General features: G+C 62.6%; 23 protein-coding genes and 1 tRNA gene. 14 read left to right on the top strand and 10 right to left on the bottom strand.

The annotated features are described in order from the left end of the window. Window positions 1-3: 3 nt before the first annotated feature. Window positions 4-1,233: a menaquinone reductase MenJ gene (gene menJ / locus AC5Y4D_RS21990; protein WP_499944307.1), complete on the bottom strand. Its 1,230-nt coding sequence runs from the start codon at window positions 1,231-1,233 to the stop codon at window positions 4-6. Between the two features lie 21 nt (window positions 1,234-1,254). On the opposite strand from menJ, the gene grcC1 reads away from it, so the two are divergent. Together grcC1 and htpX are read left to right on the top strand one after the other, a co-directional pair. Beyond that, on the top strand, window positions 1,255-2,262 hold the full coding sequence (grcC1, locus tag AC5Y4D_RS21985; protein WP_499944308.1) for a nonaprenyl/(2E,6E)-farnesyl/geranylgeranyl diphosphat synthase: 1,008 nt from the start codon (window positions 1,255-1,257) through the stop codon (window positions 2,260-2,262). Window positions 2,263-2,618: 356 nt separating this feature from the next. After that, window positions 2,619-3,482 (top strand): zinc metalloprotease HtpX, encoded by an 864-nt coding sequence (htpX, locus tag AC5Y4D_RS21980; protein ID WP_499944309.1) that lies wholly within the window; start codon window positions 2,619-2,621, stop codon window positions 3,480-3,482. 268 nt (window positions 3,483-3,750) lie between these two features. Here the strand turns inward: htpX and AC5Y4D_RS21975 are convergent, their stop codons facing one another. From AC5Y4D_RS21975 to AC5Y4D_RS21965, 3 genes are read right to left on the bottom strand one after another with little or no spacing between them, the layout of a single operon-like run. After that, on the bottom strand, window positions 3,751-4,776 hold the full coding sequence (locus tag AC5Y4D_RS21975) for an NAD(P)H-dependent glycerol-3-phosphate dehydrogenase (RefSeq protein WP_499944311.1): 1,026 nt from the start codon (window positions 4,774-4,776) through the stop codon (window positions 3,751-3,753). Between the two features lie 60 nt (window positions 4,777-4,836). After that, complete coding sequence (locus AC5Y4D_RS21970; protein ID WP_499944312.1) at window positions 4,837-6,339, bottom strand: flavin-containing monooxygenase; 1,503 nt, start codon at window positions 6,337-6,339, stop codon at window positions 4,837-4,839. A gap of 49 nt (window positions 6,340-6,388) precedes the next feature. Then, on the bottom strand, window positions 6,389-6,880 hold the full coding sequence (locus tag AC5Y4D_RS21965) for a YajQ family cyclic di-GMP-binding protein (RefSeq protein WP_499944313.1): 492 nt from the start codon (window positions 6,878-6,880) through the stop codon (window positions 6,389-6,391). 67 nt (window positions 6,881-6,947) lie between these two features. Between AC5Y4D_RS21965 and AC5Y4D_RS21960 the strand changes: the two genes are divergently transcribed. The 10 genes from AC5Y4D_RS21960 (at window position 6,948) to AC5Y4D_RS21915 (ending at window position 17,249) form a co-directional block, all read left to right on the top strand. Further along, window positions 6,948-7,031, top strand: a tRNA-Tyr gene (locus tag AC5Y4D_RS21960). 110 nt (window positions 7,032-7,141) lie between these two features. Continuing rightward, the gene (locus AC5Y4D_RS21955; protein WP_499944314.1) at window positions 7,142-7,768 is read left to right on the top strand and encodes a DUF7255 family protein; all 627 of its coding nucleotides are present in this window, start codon (window positions 7,142-7,144) and stop codon (window positions 7,766-7,768) included. An 88-nt stretch (window positions 7,769-7,856) separates the two neighbouring features. Beyond that, a complete protein-coding gene (locus AC5Y4D_RS21950; RefSeq protein ID WP_499944315.1) occupies window positions 7,857-9,833 on the top strand; it encodes a type I restriction-modification system subunit M in 1,977 nt (658 codons plus the stop codon). Window positions 9,834-9,868: 35 nt separating this feature from the next. Further along, the gene (locus AC5Y4D_RS21945; protein WP_499944316.1) at window positions 9,869-11,164 is read left to right on the top strand and encodes a restriction endonuclease subunit S; all 1,296 of its coding nucleotides are present in this window, start codon (window positions 9,869-9,871) and stop codon (window positions 11,162-11,164) included. Between the two features lie 2 nt (window positions 11,165-11,166). Next, window positions 11,167-14,292: a type I restriction endonuclease subunit R gene (locus tag AC5Y4D_RS21940; RefSeq protein WP_500038190.1), complete on the top strand. Its 3,126-nt coding sequence runs from the start codon at window positions 11,167-11,169 to the stop codon at window positions 14,290-14,292. Beyond that, complete coding sequence (locus tag AC5Y4D_RS21935; RefSeq protein ID WP_499944318.1) at window positions 14,289-15,023, top strand: hypothetical protein; 735 nt, start codon at window positions 14,289-14,291, stop codon at window positions 15,021-15,023. The genes AC5Y4D_RS21940 and AC5Y4D_RS21935 overlap by 4 nt, the downstream gene beginning before the upstream one ends. After that, a complete protein-coding gene (locus AC5Y4D_RS21930) occupies window positions 15,023-15,847 on the top strand; it encodes a GIY-YIG nuclease family protein (RefSeq protein ID WP_499944319.1) in 825 nt (274 codons plus the stop codon). Before AC5Y4D_RS21935 ends, AC5Y4D_RS21930 begins: the two co-directional genes overlap by 1 nt. Before the next feature lie 4 nt (window positions 15,848-15,851). Further along, window positions 15,852-16,382, top strand: coding sequence for an SHOCT domain-containing protein (locus AC5Y4D_RS21925; RefSeq protein ID WP_499944320.1), 531 nt, complete (start codon window positions 15,852-15,854; stop codon window positions 16,380-16,382). 93 nt (window positions 16,383-16,475) lie between these two features. Next, a complete protein-coding gene (locus AC5Y4D_RS21920; protein ID WP_499944322.1) occupies window positions 16,476-16,889 on the top strand; it encodes a hypothetical protein in 414 nt (137 codons plus the stop codon). A gap of 156 nt (window positions 16,890-17,045) precedes the next feature. Further along, the gene (locus tag AC5Y4D_RS21915; protein ID WP_499944323.1) at window positions 17,046-17,249 is read left to right on the top strand and encodes a zinc-ribbon domain-containing protein; all 204 of its coding nucleotides are present in this window, start codon (window positions 17,046-17,048) and stop codon (window positions 17,247-17,249) included. Window positions 17,250-17,257: 8 nt separating this feature from the next. Here the strand turns inward: AC5Y4D_RS21915 and AC5Y4D_RS21910 are convergent, their stop codons facing one another. From AC5Y4D_RS21910 to AC5Y4D_RS21885, 6 genes are all read right to left on the bottom strand, one after another. Then, window positions 17,258-18,043 carry an emopamil-binding protein gene (locus AC5Y4D_RS21910; RefSeq protein ID WP_499944324.1) on the bottom strand — a complete coding sequence of 262 codons (786 nt, stop codon included), beginning with the start codon at window positions 18,041-18,043 and terminating at the stop codon, window positions 17,258-17,260. 91 nt (window positions 18,044-18,134) lie between these two features. Further along, a complete protein-coding gene (locus AC5Y4D_RS21905; protein ID WP_499944325.1) occupies window positions 18,135-18,413 on the bottom strand; it encodes a hypothetical protein in 279 nt (92 codons plus the stop codon). Window positions 18,414-18,429: 16 nt separating this feature from the next. Next, the gene (locus AC5Y4D_RS21900) at window positions 18,430-18,999 is read right to left on the bottom strand and encodes an isomerase (protein WP_499944327.1); all 570 of its coding nucleotides are present in this window, start codon (window positions 18,997-18,999) and stop codon (window positions 18,430-18,432) included. 23 nt (window positions 19,000-19,022) lie between these two features. Further along, on the bottom strand, window positions 19,023-20,000 hold the full coding sequence (locus AC5Y4D_RS21895) for a YihY/virulence factor BrkB family protein (RefSeq protein WP_500038189.1): 978 nt from the start codon (window positions 19,998-20,000) through the stop codon (window positions 19,023-19,025). A 258-nt stretch (window positions 20,001-20,258) separates the two neighbouring features. Then, window positions 20,259-21,062: a mycofactocin-coupled SDR family oxidoreductase gene (locus AC5Y4D_RS21890; protein ID WP_500038188.1), complete on the bottom strand. Its 804-nt coding sequence runs from the start codon at window positions 21,060-21,062 to the stop codon at window positions 20,259-20,261. A gap of 50 nt (window positions 21,063-21,112) precedes the next feature. Continuing rightward, window positions 21,113-21,379 (bottom strand): hypothetical protein, encoded by a 267-nt coding sequence (locus AC5Y4D_RS21885; RefSeq protein ID WP_500038187.1) that lies wholly within the window; start codon window positions 21,377-21,379, stop codon window positions 21,113-21,115. A 121-nt stretch (window positions 21,380-21,500) separates the two neighbouring features. Here AC5Y4D_RS21885 and AC5Y4D_RS21880 point away from each other — a divergent pair, with 121 nt between their 5' ends. Both AC5Y4D_RS21880 and AC5Y4D_RS21875 read left to right on the top strand, forming a co-directional pair. Further along, window positions 21,501-22,460 carry a DNA polymerase domain-containing protein gene (locus AC5Y4D_RS21880; RefSeq protein ID WP_500038186.1) on the top strand — a complete coding sequence of 320 codons (960 nt, stop codon included), beginning with the start codon at window positions 21,501-21,503 and terminating at the stop codon, window positions 22,458-22,460. Between the two features lie 13 nt (window positions 22,461-22,473). Then, window positions 22,474-22,743: a hypothetical protein gene (locus AC5Y4D_RS21875; RefSeq protein WP_500038185.1), complete on the top strand. Its 270-nt coding sequence runs from the start codon at window positions 22,474-22,476 to the stop codon at window positions 22,741-22,743. Window positions 22,744-22,746 lie beyond the last annotated feature (3 nt).

The raw sequence follows: 22,746 nt of genomic DNA, 5'->3' as shown, positions 1-22,746 counted from the left end.
CACTCAGGTGAACGGCGGCCGCCGGTCGATCAGCCGGGAAGACCGCCCGCCGCTGCGCCACAGCCGGGCGACCCAGTCGGTGTCTTCGTCGGTGACCAGGTTCGCCATCACCCGCACTGCGATGCGCATCAACGTCGTGGAGCGCATCGCGATCGGGCCCGTGGCCGGCAGGAACCGCTGAAACGTCAGTAGCAACGCCAGCCTGCGGGCCACCGAGAATCCGCGGGCGTAGTGGTCGGTCAGCAACGCCGGCCACAACCGCGAGAGATCGTCGGTGTCCAGCACCTCGGCGGCCAACCGCCCGGTCTCCAACCCGTAGTCGATGCCCTCGCCGTTGAGCGGATTGACGCACGCTGCCGAGTCGCCGATCAGCATCCAGTTCGGCCCGGCCACCCCCGACACCGCACCGCCCATCGGCAGCAGTGCCGAGGCCACCGCCCGCGGCGGACCCTCGAAGCCCCACTCGTCACGGCGCAGATCGGTGTAATAGGAGATCAGCGGCCGCAACGCCAGATCCGCGGGCCGCTTGGTCGTCGACAGCGCTCCCACGCCGATGTTCACCTCGCCGTTGCCCAACGGAAAAATCCAGCCGTAGCCGGGCAGCACCGCACCGTCGGGGGAGCGCAATTCCAGATGCGACGTCAGCCACGGATCGTCGGCGCGTTCGGTGGCGAGGTAACCGCGGGCGGCGACACCGTACACCGTTTCCTGGTGCCACCGCCGGCCCAGTTTGCGGCCCAGCGTGGATCGTGCCCCGTCGGCGACAATCAGTTGCCGGCAGGACACCTCGGTGTGGTCGGCCAAAGTCAGCGACGTCACCCGTCGAGACGAATCGTGATGCACCGCAACGGCTTTAGATCCCAGCAACATGCGCGCCCCGGACTCCTCGGCGACCTTGCGGATCCGGTCGTCCAGTTCCAGACGGGCCACCGCGCTGCTGTAGGACGGAAACGACGGCCCCGGCCACTCGATCTCCACCTCACCGCCGAACCCGCTCATCCGCAGACCGCGGTGCGCGATACGGCCGGCCAGCCACTCGCCCAGGCCCAGCCGTTGCATCTCCTCGACGGCACGCGGCGTCAGCCCGTCACCACAGGCTTTATCGCGCGGAAAGCTGGCCGAATCGATGACGAGCACGTCGCGGCCCGCTCGCGCGGCCCAGGCCGCCGCCGCCGATCCGGCCGGTCCGGCGCCCACCACCACGACGTCGGCCTGGGAGACTCTGGTGTTCACGTCCACCAGTATGTTGGTCGAATGAGAACTCCGGCGACCGTGGTGGCGGGCGTTGACCTAGGCGACGCCGAATTCGCCGCGACCGTGCGCGACGGTGTCGCCCGGGTCGAGGAGCTCATGGATGCCGAGTTGCGCGGTTCCGACGAGGTGCTCACCGAGTCGTTGTTGCACCTGTTCAAGGCCGGTGGCAAACGTTTCCGCCCGTTGTTCACGGTGTTGGCCGCGCACACCGGGCCGCGCCCGGCCAGTCCCGAGGTCACCTTGGCCGGTGCGATCGTCGAGCTCATTCATCTGGCGACGCTGTATCACGACGACGTCATGGACGAGGCCGAGGTACGCCGCGGGGCGCCGAGTGCCAATGCCCGGTGGGGCAACAACGTGGCGATCCTGGCCGGCGACTATCTGCTCGCGACGTCGTCGCGGTTGGTGTCGTGGCTGGGCCCGGAAGCGGTCCGCATCGTCGCCGAGACGTTCGCCGAGCTCGTCACCGGCCAGATGCGCGAGACCCGCGGCGCCCCCGAGGGCGCGGACCGCATCGAGCAGTACCTGAAAGTGGTCCACGAGAAGACCGGCAGCCTGATCGGTGCCGCGGGTCGGTTCGGCGGAATGTTCTCCGGCGCCGACGACGAGCAGGTGGAGCGGTTGAGCCGGCTCGGCGCGATCGTCGGCACGGCGTTTCAGATCGCCGACGACATCATCGACATCGACAGCGAATCCGACGAGTCGGGAAAGCTGCCGGGCACCGATCTGCGAGAAGGCGTGCGCACGCTGCCGATGCTGTACGCCTTGCAGGAGACCGATCCCGAAGGCGCACGACTGCGCGAGTTGCTGGCCGGTCCCATACACGACGACGCGGATGTATCCGAGGCGCTGACGCTGTTGCGGGCGTCCTCGGGCATGGCCAAGGCGAAGGAAACTCTCGCCCAGTACGCAGCTCAGGCGCATCACGAGCTGAGTCTGCTGCCCGAGGGGCCGGGTCGCGGGGCGCTGCAAGCCCTGGTGGACTACACCGTCAGTCGCCACGGCTAGCCGTTACGGCATTCAGCGTGAAGCCTGGGTTTTGAGCGTGAAGCCTGGGTTTTGAGCGTGAAGCCTGGGTGTTGAGCGTGAAGCCTGGGTGTTGAGCGTGAAGCCTGGGTGGGATCCCGTCGATTTTCCCGCCGTGGGTTCACCCCGAAAGCCGTCATTTCACAATCAACGCCAAGGATGCACACTCAACGCCGCAACTGAGTCTGCTGCCCGAGGGGCCGAGGCGCTGCAAGCCCTGGTGGACTACACCGTCAGTCGCCACGGCTAAATCCGATGAGCCGGAACCTTGACTGTCCCGTCGGGCGTTGATCGGCTGTAATCAGACAAAGCCGAAGTGTTCGTAGGAGGACACAGCAATGACTTGGCATCCGCATGCCAACAGGCTGAAGACGTTCCTGTTGTTGGTGGGCATGTCCGCGATCATCGTGTTCGTCGGGGCGCAGTTCGGCCGGACGGCGCTGATTCTGGCGACGCTGTTCGCCGTGGGCATCAACGTCTACACATACTTCAACAGCGACAAGCTGGCGTTGCGGGCTATGCATGCGCAGCAGGTCTCCGAATGGCAGGAACCCACGATGTACCGCATCGTGCGCGAGCTGGCCACCGCGGCTCGCCAGCCGATGCCGCGACTGTTCATCAGCGACACCAGCGCACCCAACGCGTTCGCCACCGGGCGCAACCCGCGCAACGCCGCGGTCTGCTGCACCACCGGCATCCTGCGCATCCTCAACGAGCGTGAACTGCGCGCCGTGCTGGGTCACGAGCTTTCGCACGTCTACAACCGCGACATCCTCATCTCCTGTGTGGCCGGCGCGCTGGCCTCGGTGATCACCGCCCTGGCCAACATGGCCATGTGGTTCGGTGCATTCGGCGGGAACCGGGAAGGCGGCACGAATCCCTTTGCATTGCTGCTGGTTTCGCTGCTGGGGCCGATCGCGGCGACGGTCGTGCGGCTGGCGGTATCGCGTTCGCGCGAGTACCAGGCCGACGAATCAGGTGCGGTGCTGACCGGTGACCCGCTGGCGCTGGCCTCGGCGTTGCGCAAGATCTCCGGTGGGGTGCAGATGGCGCCGTTGCCGCCGGAGCCGCAGCTGGCGAACCAGGCGCACCTGATGATCGCCAACCCGTTCCGCGCGGGTGAGCGCATCGGGTCGCTGTTTTCGACGCATCCGCCGATCGAGGACCGGATCCGTCGACTGGAGGCGATGGCGCGCGGCTGATCTCGCCAAGCGGGACCGTCGGCGCTCAGACGGCGACTTCGGGTACCTCGCCTCGCTGCCGGCCATCGACACCAGCCGGCCCCGGATCAAATGTCACCGAAGACGTAACATGTTGACGCACAAGCGAATCCGCCAGAGACCGAACGATGGTGTGCTGAGCTGAGCCGCCTGGCAACCAATTCCTGACGGTATTGCTGGACACCAAAGGCGGCAACCGGGCGCGCTATAGCGAACACAAACTTCATTTGCGACGCCCGGTTTGAGAACGCTAGAAGCCTGAGCCGTGGACCTCGTGTCCGGGCACCTCGGCGGCCAAACCCTTGTAGGCCTGTTCGACGGTGGAGCCGTGGTTGATGACGGCGTCGACCTCGCGGGCGATCGGCATGTTCAGCCCGAACTCGTTGGCGAATTCCATGATCACGCTGGCGGCTTTGACACCCTCGGCGACCTGGTTCATCGAGGCGATGATCTCGTCGATGGGTTTGCCCGCGCCCAGCTGTTCGCCGACGTGACGGTTGCGGCTGCGCTGGCTGGTACAGGTGACGATCAGGTCGCCGAGACCCGCCAGACCGGGGAAGGTCTCGGTGTTGCCGCCCATCGCCACGCCCAGCTTGGTCATCTCGCGCAACGAGCGTGCGATCACCAGAGCGCGGGTGTTCTCGCCGATGCCCAGCGAGTAACCCATGCCGACCGCGATCGCGAACACGTTCTTGAGCGCGCCGGCCATCTCGACGCCGATCACGTCGTCGGTGGTGTAGACGCGGAAGAGGCGGGTGCGGAACAGCCCGGACAGTCGCGTTGCCAGGTGCTGGTCGGGCATGGCCAGCACCGCGGCCGCGGCGTAGCCCTCGGCGACCTCGCGGGCGATGTTCGGCCCAGCCAGGATGCCCGCGGGGTGCCCGGGCAGGATGTCCTCGATGATCTGGGACATCCGCATGTTGGTGCCCTGCTCGAGACCTTTGACCAGGGACACCACCGGCACCCACGGCCGCAGCTCTTTACCCAGTTCGGTGAGCACGTCTCGGAACCCGTGCGAGGGAACGCCCATCACGATGACGTCGGCGCTGTGCGCGGCCTCGGCGAAATCGGTGGTGGCGCGCAGGTTTTCGCATAACTCGACCGCGTCCCCGAGATAGCGGGTGTTGCGGTGGTTGTCGTTGATGTCCTTGGCGGTGTCCTCGGAACGCACCCACTGCAGCGTCGGTCCGCGGCGCGCGCAGATGGATGCGACGGTGGTACCCCAGGAACCGCCACCGAGGACAACGACTTTGGGTTCGCGTTTCTGGGCTGCCATGGACTTCACCCTATTGCGGTCACCCGGCATTTGACAGCGGTTCACCGACCGCGCGTCGTTCTAACCGGCCAGGGCGGCCCGGTCGCCCGCGCGGCCGAAGGCCATCGCTTCCTCGATCCGGTCGAACCGGTAATCGATGGCGTCGGCGAAGTAGTTCTGCCGCACGTTCCACGGCCGCTTGGTGCCCGACTTGGGCAGCGCGTGCAGCGCCCGTCGTACATAGTTGGCCTGGATGTCCCAGGCCGGTTTCTCGGCCATCGGTTGGTCGCCCAGATGCGGGCTGGCGTGCGTGTAGCCGTGGGCGGACATGTACTCCAGCAGTTTCGCCGTCGCGCGCGAGGTCATGTCGGCGCGCAGGGTCCAGGATGCGTTCGTGTAGCCGACGCACCAGAACAGATTGGGCACGTCTTCGAGCATGTGCGCCTTGTAGACGAAACGGTCGGTGGGGTCGATCGGTACGCCGTCCATGCGCAGCGTGACGCCACCGAGTGCCTGCAACTGCAGGCCGGTGGCGGTGACGATGATGTCGGCGTCGAGGTGCTTGCCGGATCTCAGCGCGATGCCGGTGGCGTCGACATGGTCGATGATGTCGGTGACCACTTCGGCTCGGCCCTCGCTGATGGCGTTGAACAGATCGCCTTCCGGTATCAGGCACATCCGCTGATCCCACGGGTTGTAGCGGGGCTTGAAGTGGATGTCGACGTCGTAACCCTCGGGCAGGTTCTGAATGGCCTTGCGGCGCAGCGACCATTTGATGAATGCCGGTGTCTTGCGCGAAAGGAACCAGATCAGCCCTTCGGTGAGAGCGTTATAGAAGCGGACGACCATATGGGATGCCCTGCGCGGCATCACTTTACGGCTGACTCGCGCCAACCTGCTGTATCTGGATGCCGAGACGATGTAGGTCGGTGAGCGCTGCAGCATGGTTACCTTGGCGGCGCGTTCGGCCATCGACGGGATGAGGGTTACGGCGGTAGCTCCACTGCCGATCACCACCACCTGCTTACCGGCGTAGTCGAGGTCTTCCGGCCAGTGCTGGGGATGTACGACGGTGCCGGCGAAGTCTTCGATACCGGGAATGTCGGGTGTGTAGCCCCGGTCGTAGTCGTAGTAGCCGCTGCCGAAGAACAGGAACCGGCTTCGGCACTGCCTGGTGACTCCGTCCTGTTCGAAGGTGACGGTCCAGGTGTCGGTCCCCGAATCCCAGTCCGCACTGCGCATGTAGCTGTTGAACTGGATGTGGGAGTCGATGCCGTGCTTGCGGGCGGTGTCGACCAGGTACTGGCGGATATGGTCGCCGTCGGCGACACCTTCCTCGCGCGTCCACGGTTCGAACGGAAAGCTGAGCGTGAAAATGCTGCTGTCCGAACGGACTCCGGGATATCTGAACAAATCCCAGGTGCCGCCGATGCGTTCGCGCCGCTCCAGGATCGTGTAGGTCACTGCGGGGTTGCGCTGGGTGATCCGGTAGGCGGCTCCGATGCCGGAGATGCCGGCGCCGACGATCAGGACGTCGACTCGGGCCGTCTCGGCGGGGGCGTGGTCGGCTTCTTGAACGGTCACTTCACCAGAGTAGGCACCCACCGGTTGGTCGGGCCAGGGACCGTGGGTTCTACCGGTAGTTCACGAATTGCAGCGCGACGTCCAGGTCGGCCTGCTTGAGCATCGAGATGACGGCCTGCAGGTCGTCGCGTTTCTTGCTGGTGACGCGCACCTCGTCGCCCTGGATCTGGGTCTTGACCGTCTTGGGGCCCTCGTCGCGGATGAGCTTGGTGATCTTCTTGGCGTTCTCGCTGCTGATGCCCTGCTTGAGGGTGCCGTTGACCTTATACGTCTTGCCCGAAGCTTGCGGCTCGCCCGCTTCGAAGGCCTTCATCGAGATGTCGCGGCGGATCAGCTTCTCCTTGAACACGTCGACGGCCGCCTTGACCCGCTCCTCGGTCGACGAGGTCAGTTCGATGCCCTCTTCGCCTTTCCAGGCGATCTTGGTGTCGGTGCCGCGGAAATCGAAGCGCGTGGACAGTTCCTTGGCGGCCTGGTTGAGCGCGTTGTCGACCTCTTGTCGGTCGACCTTGCTGACGATGTCGAACGATGAGTCGGCCATTCGGTGGGTCCTCCTTCGGGGCTAGCCGTTTGTGAACTGTCTACCCGGTCGTTGTACCCTGCTAGGCGGCAGGTTGCCCGAGCGGCCAATGGGAGCGGACTGTAAATCCGTCGCGAAAGCTTCACAGGTTCGAATCCTGTACCTGCCACCACAGCGTCAGAGGTTGTTCTCTCCGATGCAATGGCCTTGAGGATGCTCATCGTCCGCAGCGCACTGAGCGGCCGCAACCCTGCTGGCCACGGGCCGTGGAAGACTCGCCAGATGCCCGAGCAACAAAGCCGGCTGTTTACCATTCTGGCCGAAATGGGCTTCCGTCCCGCGTCGAAGCCGTCAAATCTCCGGCTCGACACGCTGCCTCCAGCGGCCCGGGCGGCAATCGTGGAACTTTACCGCGAACTCGGAGGCGTCCATCCCGAACCGCGCCTGGCGCCGGGCCCGTGGGATTCCTGCTACGAATCTCACCTGATTGTCGAATTCGACGAGAGCCAGCACTTCAATCGCTACCGCGCGAAGACCCTTGGTCCCGACTGGGCAGCGGATTTGCCATGGCGACACGACTACCTCAGCTATTGCGATCAGTTCGAAGGGGACTGTCTGAAGTCGCGGGGATGGGGCGGCTATTGGAGCAACGACTCGACAGAGCGGATGTTCGGTACGGCCGGCTCTCCGCGCGAGCTCGCCGGCGCAGGCTCCCCTCGGTGGAAGCAGAGGGCGCTGTATGACGCGATGCGTGACATTGCTGCCGCCGAAGGAATCGTCCGTCTCGCGCGGCTTGCCGTCTACGACACAGTCGGAGGCACCGCACTCGGGCACATCCTCTCGCGCCCTTCGCCGGTGGACGGTGCCGCGCTCAGAGCGCTCTTGGAATTGCGAACCATATCCGGCTGATTTAAAAGCACGTGGAACGGCTGACGCTACTTTCTGTCGCCTATAGGTTGTAATTTTCACCTGTCTCTGCGGGGGAGTGAATCGACATATGGCCCAGACGAATGCCAACCTGATCTGGAAGATCGCCGACCTGTTACGTGGGCCGTATCAGCCCAATCAGTACGGCGACGTGATCTTGCCATTCACGATCCTGCGTCGCCTGGACTGCGTCTTGGAGCCGACCAAGGACGAGGTGCTCGCCGAGTACAAGAAGATCCGAGCGACCAAGGTCGATCCTGGGGTGTTCTTGAAGGCCAAGTTCAAGCTGCCGTTCTTCAACACCTCGAAGTGGAGTTTCGCCTCTTTGATCGGCGATCCGGAGGGTGTGGCGGACAACCTGATCGACTACATCGAGCACTTCTCCCCGAACGTGGGCGACGTGTTCGACGGGTACAAGATGCTCGACGAGATAGCCAACCTGGCCAAATCTGACCGGCTCTACCTGATTGTAAAGGCTTTTGCTGCAGTCGATCTGCATCCAAAGGTCGTCACCCAACACGATATGGGCTACATCTTCGAGGAACTGATCCGCAAGTTCGCCGAATCCAACTCCACCCAGGCTGGCGACCACTTCACACCCCGCGAAGTAATCGCTCTGATGGTCGACATCCTGTTCACCACCCACGACGATGTGCTCACCAAACCTGGTGTTGTTAGAACGATCTACGACCCTGCGGCAGGCACTGGCGGGATGCTCTCCACCGCCTTTGACCACCTTGTCGAGATGAATCCCAAAGCGCGTCCGGTGCTGTACGGGCAGGACATCAATCCCCGCTCCTACGCACTGTGCAAATCCGACATGATCATCAAGGGTCAGGATGTTGACAACATCTACCTCGGTGACACGCTCACCGACGACGGCTTTCGCACAGACCATTTCGACTTCCTGCTGTCCAACCCGCCGTTCGGGGTGGCTTGGAACACTCAACAGAAGAAAGTCACCGACGAACACGAACAACGTGGATTCGCAGGACGTTTCGGCCCCGGCCTGCCCCGCGTCTCCGACGGCTCCCTGTTGTTCCTGATGCACCTGATCTCTAAGATGCGGCCGGTCAAGAATGGCGTGGGTGGCAGCCGGCTCGCCATCGTCCTCAACGGATCACCGCTATTCACTGGCGGCGCCGGTTCCGGGGAGTCCAACATCCGACAGTGGATTATCGAGAACGATCTACTGGACGCAATCATCGCGTTGCCGACCGACATGTTCTACAACACCGGCATCGCCACCTACATCTGGATCTTGGACAACAACAAGATTGCAAAACGCAAAGGCAAAATCCAGCTTATCAATGCCGTCGACATGTACGGCAAGATGAAGAAGTCTCTTGGCTCCAAACGAAAAGAACTGCGGCAGAAGGACATCGAGCGGATATGCCGGCTGTATGAAAGCTTCCGCAACGAACACGGCTCCGACGAACACGAAGCCCACTCGAAAGTGTTCAAGGGTGAGGAGTTCGGCTACTCCACCATCACCGTCGAACGCCCCTTGCAACTGCGGTTCAACCCGACCGAGGACAAGATCGAAGCAGTCTTTGCGCAGAAGAGCATCGACAAGCTCAAGGACGGCGACAAAGCGGCATTGCGAAAAGCGCTCAGTTCGCTGACCAGGTGGGAATGGAAGGACCGCGACGAGTTCGTCGCCGAACTCAAAGATGCGCTGCGCAAGGCCGGACTGACGAAACCGCCTGCGCCGCTTGTCAAGGCAATCTGGACGACCCTCGGTGAGCACGACGACGACGCCATAATTGTCACCGACTCCAAGGGCAACCCTGAATGCGACCCTGCACTTCGCGACACCGAGAATGTTCCGCTGACCGAAGACATCGAGGCGTACTTTGCACGCGAAGTCATGCCCCACGTCCCGGACGCCTGGATCGACCACGACAAGACCAAAATCGGTTACGAAATTCCGTTCACGCGCCACTTTTACCGCTACATCCCGCCTCGCCCACTCGAAGAAATCCAAAAAGACCTCCGGGTCCTCGTTACCGAGATTCAGGCCATGCTCGCGGAGGTCGGAGCGTGACCTGGCCCTGCTACGCCCGCTACGAGAATTCGGGTGTGGACTGGCTGGGTGACATACCCTCTGGCTGGAAGGTAGCCCCTCTCAAGTTCGCGGCGACGGTGTTTCCGAGCAACGTAGACAAGCACACTCGTGACGGTGAGATACCAGTACGGTTATGCAACTACACCGACGTATACCGCAACGACAGCATCACCAAAGCGCTGGACTTCATGGAAGCCACTGCAACCAAAGAGGAGATTAACCGGTTTACCCTAAGACGCGGCGACACGATCATTACCAAAGACTCCGAGACTGCCGACGATATTGGATTGAGTGCTTATGTTGCAGAGTCTCTTCCGGGAGTCCTGTGTGGCTATCACCTTTCGGTCGTAAGGCCTTCCGCAGTGCTCAATGGGCGATTCGCAAAGCGTTTGTTCGATAGCTATTATTTGAAGGCGGCCATGGAAGTGAGAGCAAACGGTCTCACCCGCGTAGGATTGGGCCAGTACGCACTGGGCAATCTTGACGTACCGCTCCCACCGATCCAAGAGCAAGAACAAATCGTCGAATTCCTCGACTGCGAGACCGCAAAGATTGATGCTCTAATCGCAAAACAAGAGCAGCTCATCGCTGCCCTACAGGATCGCCGATCTGCGACGGTGGACCACGTACTCAATCACTACGGATTTGCAGCGCCGCGGTCGCTGGGCGATCTCGAATTAGCTATACCGCCAGCGGGATGGCACATCATTCGCCTAGGCACGATACTACGTCAACTTACTAACGGGTTCGTCGGACCAACACGCGACATTTTGGTGGACGACGGAGTGCCCTATATACAGAGCACACATATAAAGCGAGGCCGGATCGAATTTGACCGCCGTCCCTTCTACGTTCGCCGAGAATGGCACGACGAGCGCCCACGGATCCACCTTCGTGAAGGCGACGTGTTGATAGTTCAGACGGGCGACATCGGCAAAGTGGCAGTTGTACCGCCCGACTTCGGGGAAGCTAGTTGTCATGCGCTGCAAATAGCCAGGGTTAGACCTGAGTTATTAACTGGCAGTTATCTCGGCGCGTTCCTTAGCTCCTGGATTGGCTACAACTACCTGTGTTCGTTAGCGACAGGTGCACTACACCCTCATCTAGAGGCCGGAATCCGCGCCGTCCCTGTTGTCGTTCCCCCGCTTGATGTCCAAAACATGATCGTTCGCCAAGTGCGCGAGCAGACCGCGAAGATCGACATTCTGGTCGCGAAGTCGATCGAGGTGATTGAAACTCTACGGGAGTACCGGTCGGCATTGATCACGGACGCTGTGACAGGGAAGATCGACGTGCGAGGGGCAGCGTAGCGATGTCCCAGCAGCATCATGAGTCGTCATTCGAGACCGAGATCTGCGAATACCTCGCCGAACACGGCTGGCTGTACTCGCCAACCGATGCGGGTTACGACCGTGAGCTGGCGTTGTTTCCGGAAGACGTGTTCGGTTGGCTGGCAGACACCGAACCGGAACAGTTGGCCAAGCGGGTCAAGCCGGGACTATCCGGAGCAGCCTTGGACAAGGCGAGGGCCGGAGTGTTGGCGACTCTGGTGAAGCAGCTGGGCGCTGATCCAAAGGTGAACGGCGGGACATTGTCGGTGTTGCGGCGTGGGTTCAAGGACCTCAACGCACAGTTTGCGATGTGTCAGTTCCGGCCCAACACCACTCTGAATGAAACTACCGAGAAGCATTACGGCGCAGTCCGTTTGCGGGTCATGCGCCAAGTTCACTACTCGATGCAGCACGCCAACAGCATCGACCTGGTGTTCTTCGTCAACGGCATCCCAGTTGCCACCGCCGAACTGAAGACTGACCTCAGCGTCCAGAACGTCACTGACGCCGTGCTGCAATACAAGCATCACCGGCTACCCAAGGGGGAACCGTTGTTGCAGTTTGGTTCTCGCGCATTGGTGCACTTCGCGGTCTCGAACTCCGAAGTGCAGATGACCACCAAGCTCGCCGGCAAGGACACCGTCTTTCTACCGTTCAACCGAGGCGATCACGGTCGTGCCGGAAACCCGGCCAACCCGCACGGCTCGTCAACGGCCTATCTGTGGCAGCAGATCCTGGACCGTAACACCTGGCTCGACATCCTCGGACGGTTCCTGCACCTGCAGATCGACGAGAAAATCGACCCGATCACCAACAAGAAGGTCCGCTCTCAAAAGATGCTGTTCCCCCGCTACCACCAGTGGGACGTCGTTACCCGACTGGTCACCGATGCGCGCGTTAAGGGGCCGGGGCAGCGCTACCTGATACAGCACTCCGCCGGCTCGGGAAAGACCAACTCTATTTCGTGGCTGGCGCATCGACTTTCGGTGCTGCACGACGACACCAACAAACCGGTATTCAACTCCGTCATCGTGATTACCGACCGAAACGTCCTCGACTCCCAGCTGCAGGAAGCGATCCGTCAGATCGACCGCACCCCAGGCGTAGTCGCCCATATCGCCGGGTTGGGCGGGCCGAAATCTCAGGAGCTGGCTGAGGCGCTGACCGGCGGGACGAAGATCATCATCGTCACCATCCAGACCTTCCCCTACGCCCTGCAACTGATTCAGGAGCAAGCCGACCTCAAAGACAAGAGCTTCGCGATCATTGCCGACGAAGCCCACTCCTCCCAGGCGGGCGACGCCTCTAAACGGCTCAAGGCTGCGCTCTCGGCAAGCGAACTCGAAGACCTGGAAGACGGTGGAACCGTCGACGCTGAAGATGTGCTGGCCGATGAGATGGCCGCCCGCGCCGAATCAAAGAACCTGTCGTTCTTCGCCTTTACTGCCACCCCCAAGGCCAAAACCTTGGAGTTGTTCGGCCACAAATCGAGCATCAACAGCAAACCGCACCCCTTTCACCTGTACTCAATGCAGCAGGCCATCGACGAGGGCTTCATCCTCGACGTACTGCGCAACTACACGCCCTACAAGACGGCATTTCGGCTCACCCACCACGGGCAGACTTTCGAGACTGAAGACACCGCCGCATCAGGCACCCTTCAGGTCTCGGGTGAATCCACCGGCGAATTGGTGGACAAGAGTGCGGCGATCAAGTCGGTGATGAACTGGGTCAAGCTGCACCCAACCAACATCAGTCAGAAGGTCGCGATCATCGTCGAGCACTTCCGCGACAACGTAGCGTGGCGGCTCGACGGGAAGGCCAAGGCCATGGTGGTCACCTCCTCGCGCAAGGCGGCAGTGCGCTACAAGCTGGCCTTCGACAAATACATTGCCGAGCGCAACTACACCAATATTGCGGCGTTGGTGGCCTTCTCCGGGGAGGTCACTGATCTCGATTCGGGGCTGGAGAAGGTCACCGAGACCAGCATGAATCCGGGACTCAAGGGTCGCGATCTGCGCGATGCGTTCGCCACCGACGAGTACCAGGTGATGTTGGTGGCCAACAAGTTTCAGACCGGCTTCGATCAACCGCTGCTGGTCGCGATGTACGTCGACAAACGCTTAGCAGGGGTGGCGGCGGTCCAGACCTTGTCGAGATTGAACCGGACTGCACCGGGGAAGGATCAGACCTTCGTCCTGGACTTCGCGAACACCGCCGAGGATATTGTGGAGGCATTCGAGCCCTACTACGCCGCTACCACCCTGGCCGATGTTACCGACCCCAATATCGTGCACCAGACGGTAAACAAGCTTGATGCTGCAGGGATTTACAAAGAGTCGGAGGTCAACGGTCTGGTCGCAGATTACCTCAAGTACGCCCAGCAGCCCGGTAAAGGCCATGAGGCACTGAACAAGTGGGTCCAGCCGGCGCGAGACGTGTTCCGGGACCGGGAACGCCGAGCTCGCGATGACGGTGACAGCCTGGCTTTGGAAAAGTTGGACATCTTTCGCAAGGACATCGGTACGTTCCTGCGCCAGTACGACTTCCTCTCTCAGATCGTCAACTACGAAGACCCCTCGATCGAGAAGCTCTCGATCTACCTACGGCACCTCGCGCCCGTGATCGCCAGCGAGCAGCTTCATCACGAGATCGACCTGTCCGGCGTCGACTTCGATTACCTAGCCCAGCACCCCGGGGGTTCCACCGACGGAAAGCTTTCCGGTGGTGTGACGCTCGAACCGGCGAAAGCCGGGGGGACCGGGATGGCCCACGATCCCGAACTAGTCGCTCTGGAGCAGGTCATCGCCCAGATCAATGACCTGTTCTCCGGAGACCACCCCGACTCCAGCGTCCGCAACGTCGTTACTCACATCAAGGACCGGCTCGAAGAAAGCGAAATCCTGCAACAGCAGGCCCAGAACAACACGCTGGCCCAGTTTTCGGTCAGCCCGGACCTGAAGAACGAGTTCGTCAGCGCCGTGATAGGCGCGATGGCCTCCTCCGAGGACTTGTCCACGCAGATCCTGGGCAATCCCGAGCTGTCGTCGAAGCTGCTCGGCGAACTTGTGCCCATCATCTATCAGGGGTTGAAGCCGACGGCATGACAGACTCCTCACCCGCAGCCTTGTTGCTGCGCAGTAGTTCTCAGTGGAGTGTGGCGATCCAGAATTTGAGCGACCTCAACCGTGCTCATGGTGCGGAAGCCCAAACAAAGGTGCTTGACTTCGTCACGAAGTATGAGAACGCGCGAGGCGCAATGATTGTCGACGTCGTTGCGTCGAGGCAACGTCGGTATACGACGCGGGTACACGACATCGTGGCAGACTGGAAAGCGCATAACGCCGAGCACACCATCGCGTGGCTAGCCGCCCACCCTCTGCAACGAGACAAGTACGGTCTTTCCGAGGACGAAGTTACGACGATTCACGAAGTGGCAAACAGGCTGTGCGCCTTTGCCTCCCAGGAGGGGCTGACTACCGCAGACCAAGAAGGCCAACTATGTCGGGTTTGGGCTGAGCGTTACGGAGCATTCGAGCATGCGCCCAAGCTCGACCCCGTAGTCGGTTCGGTCAAGGGTATCGGCGTCGCGCTCTTCGCCTATGCCCGGATGCGTTCAGGTGCCGATGCCATCAAGCCCGACACGCGCGTCGTGAAAGCACTGCGCTCACTTGGATTCTCGGTACCCGAAGATCCGCACGCGGTGCTCCTGGTGGCCCGAGCTGCTGCCGACGACATAGATGTATCACGACTTGTTCTCGACCAACTGTTGTGGTGGCAAGACAACGAGGACGTCCCAGTCTTTTCCCGACAAACCGTCACGGAAGGTCATAAATGATGGCTGCGATCCCGCTGAGGAGCTTGATCGGCGACCTTGAACCAACCGAGTGCAAATTGCACTGCGCGGTGTGGAACGGTGAAGACCACCCCATTGACGTGTTGACCCGCTCATGGGACGAGTGGGTCAATTGGAGCCAATGGCGGCCAGCTCGCGACGAGTTCAACCGGCGATACATCTTCGCGATGGCCCGAAGCCGAAATGACCCATCGCACTGGCTTTTTGGCGGTGTCTTCGAGGTACTGAACCGTCGCAACACTCCAAATGCCTATTCGTACGAGATCGCTCTTCGCGAGGATCTATTGAGTCCATTCATCAAGCGTCTATGGGTGCAGTTCCGCCCACCAGGGCGTGCCATCCGACTGAACCTGGAGACTCACCTGGACAACATCGAAGTAGTATCCATTCTCCGCCTTCCATACGCAGGGGAGCCATTTCCAGGCCATGACAGGATCAACCATTCGCTCGGAATATTGGAAACCGCAGTCACCCAAGATTGGAATGACTGGCGCGGTGCGCTTCAGTACATGAAGGGCGTGTACGTCATCCATGACCAGGAGACCGGCCAGGCTTACGTCGGCTCTGCCTGCGCCGACACCGGGATTTGGTCGCGGCTGCGTCAGTATGTCGATAGCCTGCACGGCAACAATGCCGCGCTTCGCGAGTTGGTCGGTCAGAAAGGGCCCGACTATGCGCGCAAGAATCTTCACTTCGCTCTTCTCGAGTTTTGGTCGATGCGAACCGACGACAATGAGGTGCTGGCCCGGGAGAGATATTGGAAAGACGTCCTGCTGTCGCGCAAGTTCGGCTTCAATAGGAACTAACGTCGTGCTGCAATGCCAGGTGTCCGATATTGGTGGTGTTTCTCGCGCGCTGATTAAGAACGAGGAAGGACTGAGTGCCGTGGCAGGCAAGCCAATCTCACATGGGCTGGGGTTCGGGAACGGAGGCTTGATTGAGCACCCTGACGGGACGGTCGAGTATCGGCAGACGGGGAAGCTGTTGCCTGCCTTCAGAGTGCGGGTGCGTGATGTGGCGGGATTCTCGGTTCGAAGGGTGACTCGGGACGATAAGAAGCGCCTGAAAGCGTCGAGTTTGCAGGAGGTGCTGACCGTGCAGGGATCTGGAACCACCCTCGCGGAGGTCGCGATCAACTATGGAACGGCTCAGAAAATCGAGGACTGGTTCCGTGCCCACCCAGATTTCGGACCCGCTCTGCAACCGCACGAGTCACGGCTTCCACCGCAGCAGGCGCCAACATCCGTCGCTGACGAGCTGATGAAACTTGTTCAGCTCAAGGATGCTGGCGTGCTCACACTGCAGGAATTTGAAGCGCAGAAAGCAAAGCTTCTTGGTTGAACGGGATGATCACGGAAACCGTTCGGATACAGTCTGTTCCGGTCCCGGACAAGGATCGTGGCGACTCGGAACAGATTTTGGACAGGTGGCACCGTGGCTGAGAACGAGGACCGCCTCGCAGCGCTTCGGATGCTGCCGATGTTGGCCAAGTCGCAGCGCTTCGCATCGGAGCGTGCGCAGACGCAGGATCGGGCCGAGTTCGCTGTGGTTTGCCTTCCCACCGACCGGTACTGGGACGTTGTCGAGAAGACCCGCCGCTACCCCGGCTGGGTGATCGTTTTTGTGGTGACGCTGCCTCCGGGCGGCAGTGGCGAGGCGAACGTCGATATTCGTGAGTTCTTCCCGAGGCAGTCGCAGCCGGGTGATATCGCCGCTGCAATGGATCTGACTATTGGGCAAGCGATGGCGATGTTTGCGCAGGCAGAGGCGGCGGGGATCGACCTACTCGAGCGGGACAGCCCGGTTGCCGGCTCATTCGCGCGGCAGCGTCCCGCGGCGCGTGTGTAGACGACTATTTGGCGCCTCTGGATAGTCGCGTTTACCACTTCAGACGTATTCGCATCTCAAGCACTGTTCGGCAATTCCGTCGCGAAGTTCGAACCTGTACCTGCCACCACGGCACCGTCCGCGCGTGACGCCACCGAACACCCCTACGCTGGTGTCGTGTTGCTCTTCTTCGGCTACGGCATCAAGCAGAAGTACGTTGGCGCTGGCCAAGTCCGGGACTGCCCGCGCTGCCACAACACCACGCAGTGGTCGCGGATACGGGAGTACAAGCAGATCAGTCTGTTCTTCATACCGGTCGCGCGCTGGAACCGTCAGGAGTTCGAGCTCTGCGGCATCTGCGGTGCCGCGGTCGCCGGCTGAGCGAAAAGTCACACCCGTGACGTGAGGACCCCCGCCCGCCGGGTCAGATAGTCGATCTGCCGATGGATTGAGTACAGCACCAGCGGGGGCAGCACGATGAACGGAATGTTCTCGGCGATGAACTTGAACCCCAGGCCCCACGCGCCCTGGCCGATGTGGCTGAAACCGGCGCCGACTTCGGCCAGGAAGTAGACGGCGGTGCTGCTCATCAGCACCGCGCACCCGGCGAAGGCGACCCACAGGCAGCGGATCCGCGACTCGTCCGGCAGGTTGGATCGGATCAGGCGGGTCCACATGACGAACACGGTGGTCCCGGTGATGACCCCGACCACCTCCAGGGCGAAGATCCACGGATTCCCGCTGACATAGCGGGTGTCGGCCAGCCCGTACTGCCACCACAACCACTTCCAGCCGGGATCGGTAGTGGGTGCCCAGAGTCCGAACGGATGCCCGAGCAGGAACACCAGTTCGTAGCCGATCTGGCTGCCCGCGGTGTAGGGCAGATAGAACAGGGTCAGCTCGGTCGCCTTGCCCAGCCCGGACCGATTCTCTCCCGGCGCGGTCCACAACAACACCAGCGGCAGTAGCAGCACCGGCACGCCGAAGATCAAGTTCACGACGACATCCACGGTGAAGCTGGGCGGGATGACTCCGGTGCCGACACCAACGGTCACCAACAGGAACACGGCGAAGGTGAAAAAGGCTGTGGCTTTGTAGATTCGGAGTCGATGAGGAGCCCACGGCTGGGCGAAGTCGGGTTCGCGTTGGTCGACCGTCGTCACGTCACTGTGCACGCTGCGTCCTCCGTCGCCGGTAAGTATCAACTACTTGTGATAGCGCGGAGCATACCCGTGGCGCGGTTGAGTTCGGAAGATGCGCGCTCAGTTATCGAAGGTCTCGATCCGCACGCAACTGCGAACGGACGGCCTTGACAGTGAGCACTATCCCGACCAGTGCAATCGCGGCGAACAGGAAACAGAGCGCCATGTTCGTCGCTTCTCCTTGCAGGCACGTGCCTCCGCGACTGCCGCTGCCGCAGGCGTAGGCGCGGTTGGCCTCGTCGTGCGCCAGCCACTTGTAGCCGAAGAAGGCGGCCATCGCGACGAATGCGGCGATCCCCAACGTGGCAAGCACCGCGTTCAGCCACAGTCCGGCTCTGGTCATGGCTCACGCTAACCCGTCAGCGGCGAAACCGTTTGCCGACCAGCTTGGCGAACTCCACCGCCGAACGGCGAACCGACGCGAATTCCAGCGACACTAACAACGTGTCCACCATCGCGAACGGCAACGTCGTGACGACGGCTCCTCGGCCGTATTCGATGTGCCACGAGCCGGGGTGGATCGTGAGGCCCCGGGCATGGCCTTTTTCCAGGCAGGTGTGCTCGCCCGGAAGCAACGTCATAGCAGCCGTGTCGTCGGACTCCACGTCGTAGGAGTCGATCCGGCCGGCGATCAGGAACTTGTGGACCTGCACTCGCTTGTAGCGACCCGAAAAGCCTTGCGTACCAGTGGGACTGCCGAAGATGACAATGTACTCGCGGGGACTGAAGTACAGGAATCGGACCTTGCCCAGGATGCCGCCCGCCTTGCTGGCCACCCACCGCCCGGGGGCGGGGTCGACGAGGTCGGGGTATTCGTCGGCCAATAGCCGGATCGCCTGGGCGATCAGTTCGTCGCCCTCCAATCGCAGGCCGACGACCTGCTTGGCGACCTTGCCCAACACGTCCGGATCGATCCGGTAGGAGGTCATCAGCGAACTCTAGCCGCCACTTCTCACGGCACCTGGTTCGGCTTGTGGGTGAGGTCGTCGAACTTGACGCTGACGCGCTGAAAGCCTTTGACGCGTTCGGCTTTCGCCTTCCTGGTGTAGGTCTTGCGGTCGGCTGTCGTCAGCTCGGCGTCGTCGGTGAACGGGGTGAGCAAGGCACGTGGATGCAGTTTCTCGACCAATACGACGTTGAGCTCGGCGCACAACACCAACGTCGAGGACACCAGAAACAGGAAGGCCAACATCCCGAGGACCAGCGCGAAGACGCTGTTGGTCGCACTCGATGTCTTGACGACATGCCCGATGTATCCCGCGCCGAACCATTGCAGGATCTGCCAAATGAACGCCGCCGCAACAGCTCCCGGCCACACCTGCCGGTAGGTGAGTTCTCGCGCGGTGGTCAGCCGGAACGCCACCAGGCAGATCCCCGCGTTGACGGCCACCGCGGCGACGACCACCCCGAACTTCCCCACGACCCCCAACGAGTCGGTCAAGTGGCCGATCCCGGAGAGGACGGTGGTGGCAATCACCGCCGAACCCAGCACCAACAACAGCATCAGGCTGTGACTGCGGGAGCGGAACGCGTCGCGGCGCTGGTGCCGGGGTACCGCCCACACCGAGTCCATCGCGTTCTGCACGGCCTGGCCTACGCCCAGACCGCCGTACAGTGCGCCCACGACGCCGATGATCACCGCGGCCGGTCCGCCGCTGAGTCCTTCAGGTTGCTGCAGCTGACTGCCGATGACCGGGAACTGGCTCAGGGTGCTCTGCAGGACGTGAGCCTGTAGGTCAGGTCTGCCCCGGAGCAGCACACCGAGTCCGGTGGTCAACAGCAGCAGCATCGGGAACAGCGATACGAACGCGTAATAGGTGATCAGCGCGGCCAGGTAGCTGCCCTGATCGTCGACATACTTGTAGACGACGGCGACGGCCAAACCCACGCCGCGGTTACGTCGCTGCAGCCTGTCCAGCCAGCCGACCATCGCCGCTCACTTCTGTCCCCGTCGTCGTCCCCATCCCAGGGCTGCCCGGGTAAATACCCCGAATAGGCGGTCGCCAACCGAGCCGGACTCGCTAGGGACTCCGCCAGACGAAGGCGTCGACGGGATGCTCGCGGCCCCGGGTTTCCGATCGCGGCAGCGGTTTCACCCGAGATAGCAACCACGCCGACGATCACGCGCGGCCGGCGGACGGCACATGAGGCGATTGCCTCAAGAAAGGCAACGGTTTTCGTAGATCCGTCAGTGGATGCGGGCGCTGCCGCCCAGGCCGACCTCCAGCACGCTGCCCGTCACGACGCCGCGGTCGGTGACCAGATAGAGCACCCCGTGGCTGACATCCTCGGCTTCGATCCAGGGCTGCGGTATCGGGTTGGCCTTCATCATGCGGCGCACCAATTCGTCGGGAACGCTTTCATCGCCTTCGGGCTGCACCATCGGCGTCCGGGTCGTGGTCGGACAGATGACGTTGACCGTGATGCCGTCCTTGGCCACCTCGAGCGCCACCGATTTGGCGAGCCCGATGATGCCCCACTTGGTGGCGTTGTAGGCCGCCAGTTCGGGGATGCCCATTCGGCCGCCCATCGACGAGGTCACCACGATCCTGCCGAATTGCTGGCGGCGCATCACTGGGATCGCCGCCCGCAGCGTGTGGAAGACGCCGGTCAGGTTGGTGTCGACCAGCTGCTGCCAGATGAGATCGCTGACCTGGTCCAACGGCCCGGTGCTGACCACCCCGGCGTTGGCCACCACGATGTCCAGGCTGCCCAGGTCGGTGACGGTCTGCGCGATGGCCGCGTCGACTTGCGCCGGGTCACGCACGTCGACGGTCAACGGCAGACAGCGCCCGCCCAGCTCCTCGACCAGCTTGGCCGTCACCCGCAGGTCGTCCTCGGTCCCGAGCGGGTAGGTCAGGTCCTGCATCGGCGCGGGCGCGTCGGCCGCGACGATGTCGGCGCCTTCGGCGGCCAGTGCCAGCGCGTGTGCGCGCCCCTGACCGCGAGCTCCTCCGGTGATCAGCGCGACGCGTCCGTCCAAGGCACCCATGGACGACGACGTTAACCGTTGCCCTCGAACCGGTTGCGGCGGGGCGTAGTTCAGCGTGGGGGCTTGGCCTTGGGCGGATTGGGCTTGGGGATGCACACGCCTCGGACGCACCCCAGGACACCGCGGGGGCGTTGCGGTGCTGCCGCCGGTGGCTGCGGGGCGCATCCTTGGTCACCGCAAGGCAATTCGTCGGGATCGTTGCCCACAAAGTGCATCTGGCTCGGGGCCGACGGCCCGGCTTGGACCGTCGGGACGTCCGCCAGCGTCACCGCACCCGCCAACAGCACGCCTGCCGTCAGCATCTTCAGAGCGGTCATCTTCATCGGTCCCCGACCCGTGTTACGTCCGGGTTACGACGCTACTCCGCGGCGCCCGCTTCGGGAACGTTCGGATCCGGCGCGAATTTAAGTCGCCGAGGTCCGGGCTTAGGCTGAAGGGATGGGTTCCGGGGAGCAGCGCGCCGGAGTCGATCTGAGCAATCTGGACCAGCCGCTGAGTCCCGACGCCGGAGCCAGCAAGCGCGACCTGGTGGACTATCTGGACGCCGTAGCCGATCGGATGTTGCCCGGTCTCGTCGACCGCCCGCTCACCGTGCTGAGGGTGCTGCGCGGGCGGGCGCCGTTCATGCAGAAGAACGCCCCCAAGTACACCCCGGACTGGGTGCGGACGGTCGGCATCTGGGCGGAGGCTTCGCACCGCGAGGTGCGCTATCCGGTTTGCGACGACCGGCGCACCCTGCTGTGGCTGGCCAATCAGCGCGCCGTCGAGTATCACCCGGCCCTGGGGTTGGCCGACGACATCTACCGGCCCACCCACCTGGTGCTCGATCTCGACCCGCCCGAATCGGGAGGCTTCGCCGCCGTGGTTCAGGTCGCCCACCTGGTGCGGCGGGCCCTCGCCGACTGCGGCCTGGCCGGGTCGGTCAAGACCAGTGGCGCCAAGGGCTTACACGTCTTCGTACCCATCGACGACCACGCACCCGTCGACGACGTCGCGGCGGCGACCCGCGCGCTCGCCGCTCGTGCGGAGGCGCTCGATCCCGACACGGCGACAACGGCTTTCATCGTGGAGGACCGTGCCGGCAAGGTGTTCGTCGACGCGACCCGCGCCGGCGGAGCCACCGTCGCGGCCGCCTACAGCCCACGGCTGCGACCCGGTACGCCGGTGTCGTTTCCGTTGGACTGGTCGGAACTGGATCGGGTGAGCCCCGCCGACTTCACCGTGCACACAGCTGTCGATGCCCTGTCCGGGCGCGCCTCGTGGGCCGAGTCGATGCCCGCGCCGCAGCGCCTGCCCAGTGATTTGATCGAGCAGGGCCGCGCAATTCCAGTGGCACGCGTGGCCGCCATGCATGAAGGAAAGCGACGCGCCCGGGCACGACGAGCCCACGAGAACTGAGGAGCAGCGCGAGTTGTCTACGTTCAAGCGGTACCTGGTGATTCAGGGAATGATGTTCGTCTTCGGCATCGTCGGACCGATCTTTCTGCTCATGTTCTTCGCTTCGCCACCGGATCCGGCGCTGCGGTGGGCGTTCTGGTTCGGGCTGGTCATCACCTACGCCGACATCATCATCGCGCTGGCGCTGACCAAGGGAACCGTCGCCGGTGACAAGATGCTCAAGCGCGTTCAGAGCAAGCGCGGTCAGGGCATCAGCCTCGACAAGTCCGCGTCGTCTGACTGACCG

Source organism: Mycobacterium sp. NGS67, assembly GCF_059812185.1.
This window is presented reverse-complemented; position numbering and strand designations above follow the sequence as displayed.

What these genes read in the sequence shown, in the direction of transcription:
- grcC1 (WP_499944308.1), top strand. Translation starts at nt 1,255, where the DNA reads ATGAGAACTCCGGCGACCGTGGTGGCGGGCGTTGACCTAGGCGACGCC.
- htpX (WP_499944309.1), top strand. Translation starts at nt 2,619, where the DNA reads ATGACTTGGCATCCGCATGCCAACAGGCTGAAGACGTTCCTGTTGTTG.
- AC5Y4D_RS21975 (WP_499944311.1), bottom strand. Translation starts at nt 4,776, where the DNA reads ATGGCAGCCCAGAAACGCGAACCCAAAGTCGTTGTCCTCGGTGGCGGT.
- AC5Y4D_RS21965 (WP_499944313.1), bottom strand. Translation starts at nt 6,880, where the DNA reads ATGGCCGACTCATCGTTCGACATCGTCAGCAAGGTCGACCGACAAGAG.
- AC5Y4D_RS21955 (WP_499944314.1), top strand. Translation starts at nt 7,142, where the DNA reads ATGCCCGAGCAACAAAGCCGGCTGTTTACCATTCTGGCCGAAATGGGC.
- AC5Y4D_RS21950 (WP_499944315.1), top strand. Translation starts at nt 7,857, where the DNA reads ATGGCCCAGACGAATGCCAACCTGATCTGGAAGATCGCCGACCTGTTA.
- AC5Y4D_RS21940 (WP_500038190.1), top strand. Translation starts at nt 11,167, where the DNA reads ATGTCCCAGCAGCATCATGAGTCGTCATTCGAGACCGAGATCTGCGAA.
- AC5Y4D_RS21935 (WP_499944318.1), top strand. Translation starts at nt 14,289, where the DNA reads ATGACAGACTCCTCACCCGCAGCCTTGTTGCTGCGCAGTAGTTCTCAG.
- AC5Y4D_RS21930 (WP_499944319.1), top strand. Translation starts at nt 15,023, where the DNA reads ATGGCTGCGATCCCGCTGAGGAGCTTGATCGGCGACCTTGAACCAACC.
- AC5Y4D_RS21905 (WP_499944325.1), bottom strand. Translation starts at nt 18,413, where the DNA reads ATGACCAGAGCCGGACTGTGGCTGAACGCGGTGCTTGCCACGTTGGGG.
- AC5Y4D_RS21900 (WP_499944327.1), bottom strand. Translation starts at nt 18,999, where the DNA reads ATGACCTCCTACCGGATCGATCCGGACGTGTTGGGCAAGGTCGCCAAG.
- AC5Y4D_RS21895 (WP_500038189.1), bottom strand. Translation starts at nt 20,000, where the DNA reads ATGGTCGGCTGGCTGGACAGGCTGCAGCGACGTAACCGCGGCGTGGGT.
- AC5Y4D_RS21890 (WP_500038188.1), bottom strand. Translation starts at nt 21,062, where the DNA reads ATGGGTGCCTTGGACGGACGCGTCGCGCTGATCACCGGAGGAGCTCGC.
- AC5Y4D_RS21885 (WP_500038187.1), bottom strand. Translation starts at nt 21,379, where the DNA reads ATGACCGCTCTGAAGATGCTGACGGCAGGCGTGCTGTTGGCGGGTGCG.
- AC5Y4D_RS21880 (WP_500038186.1), top strand. Translation starts at nt 21,501, where the DNA reads ATGGGTTCCGGGGAGCAGCGCGCCGGAGTCGATCTGAGCAATCTGGAC.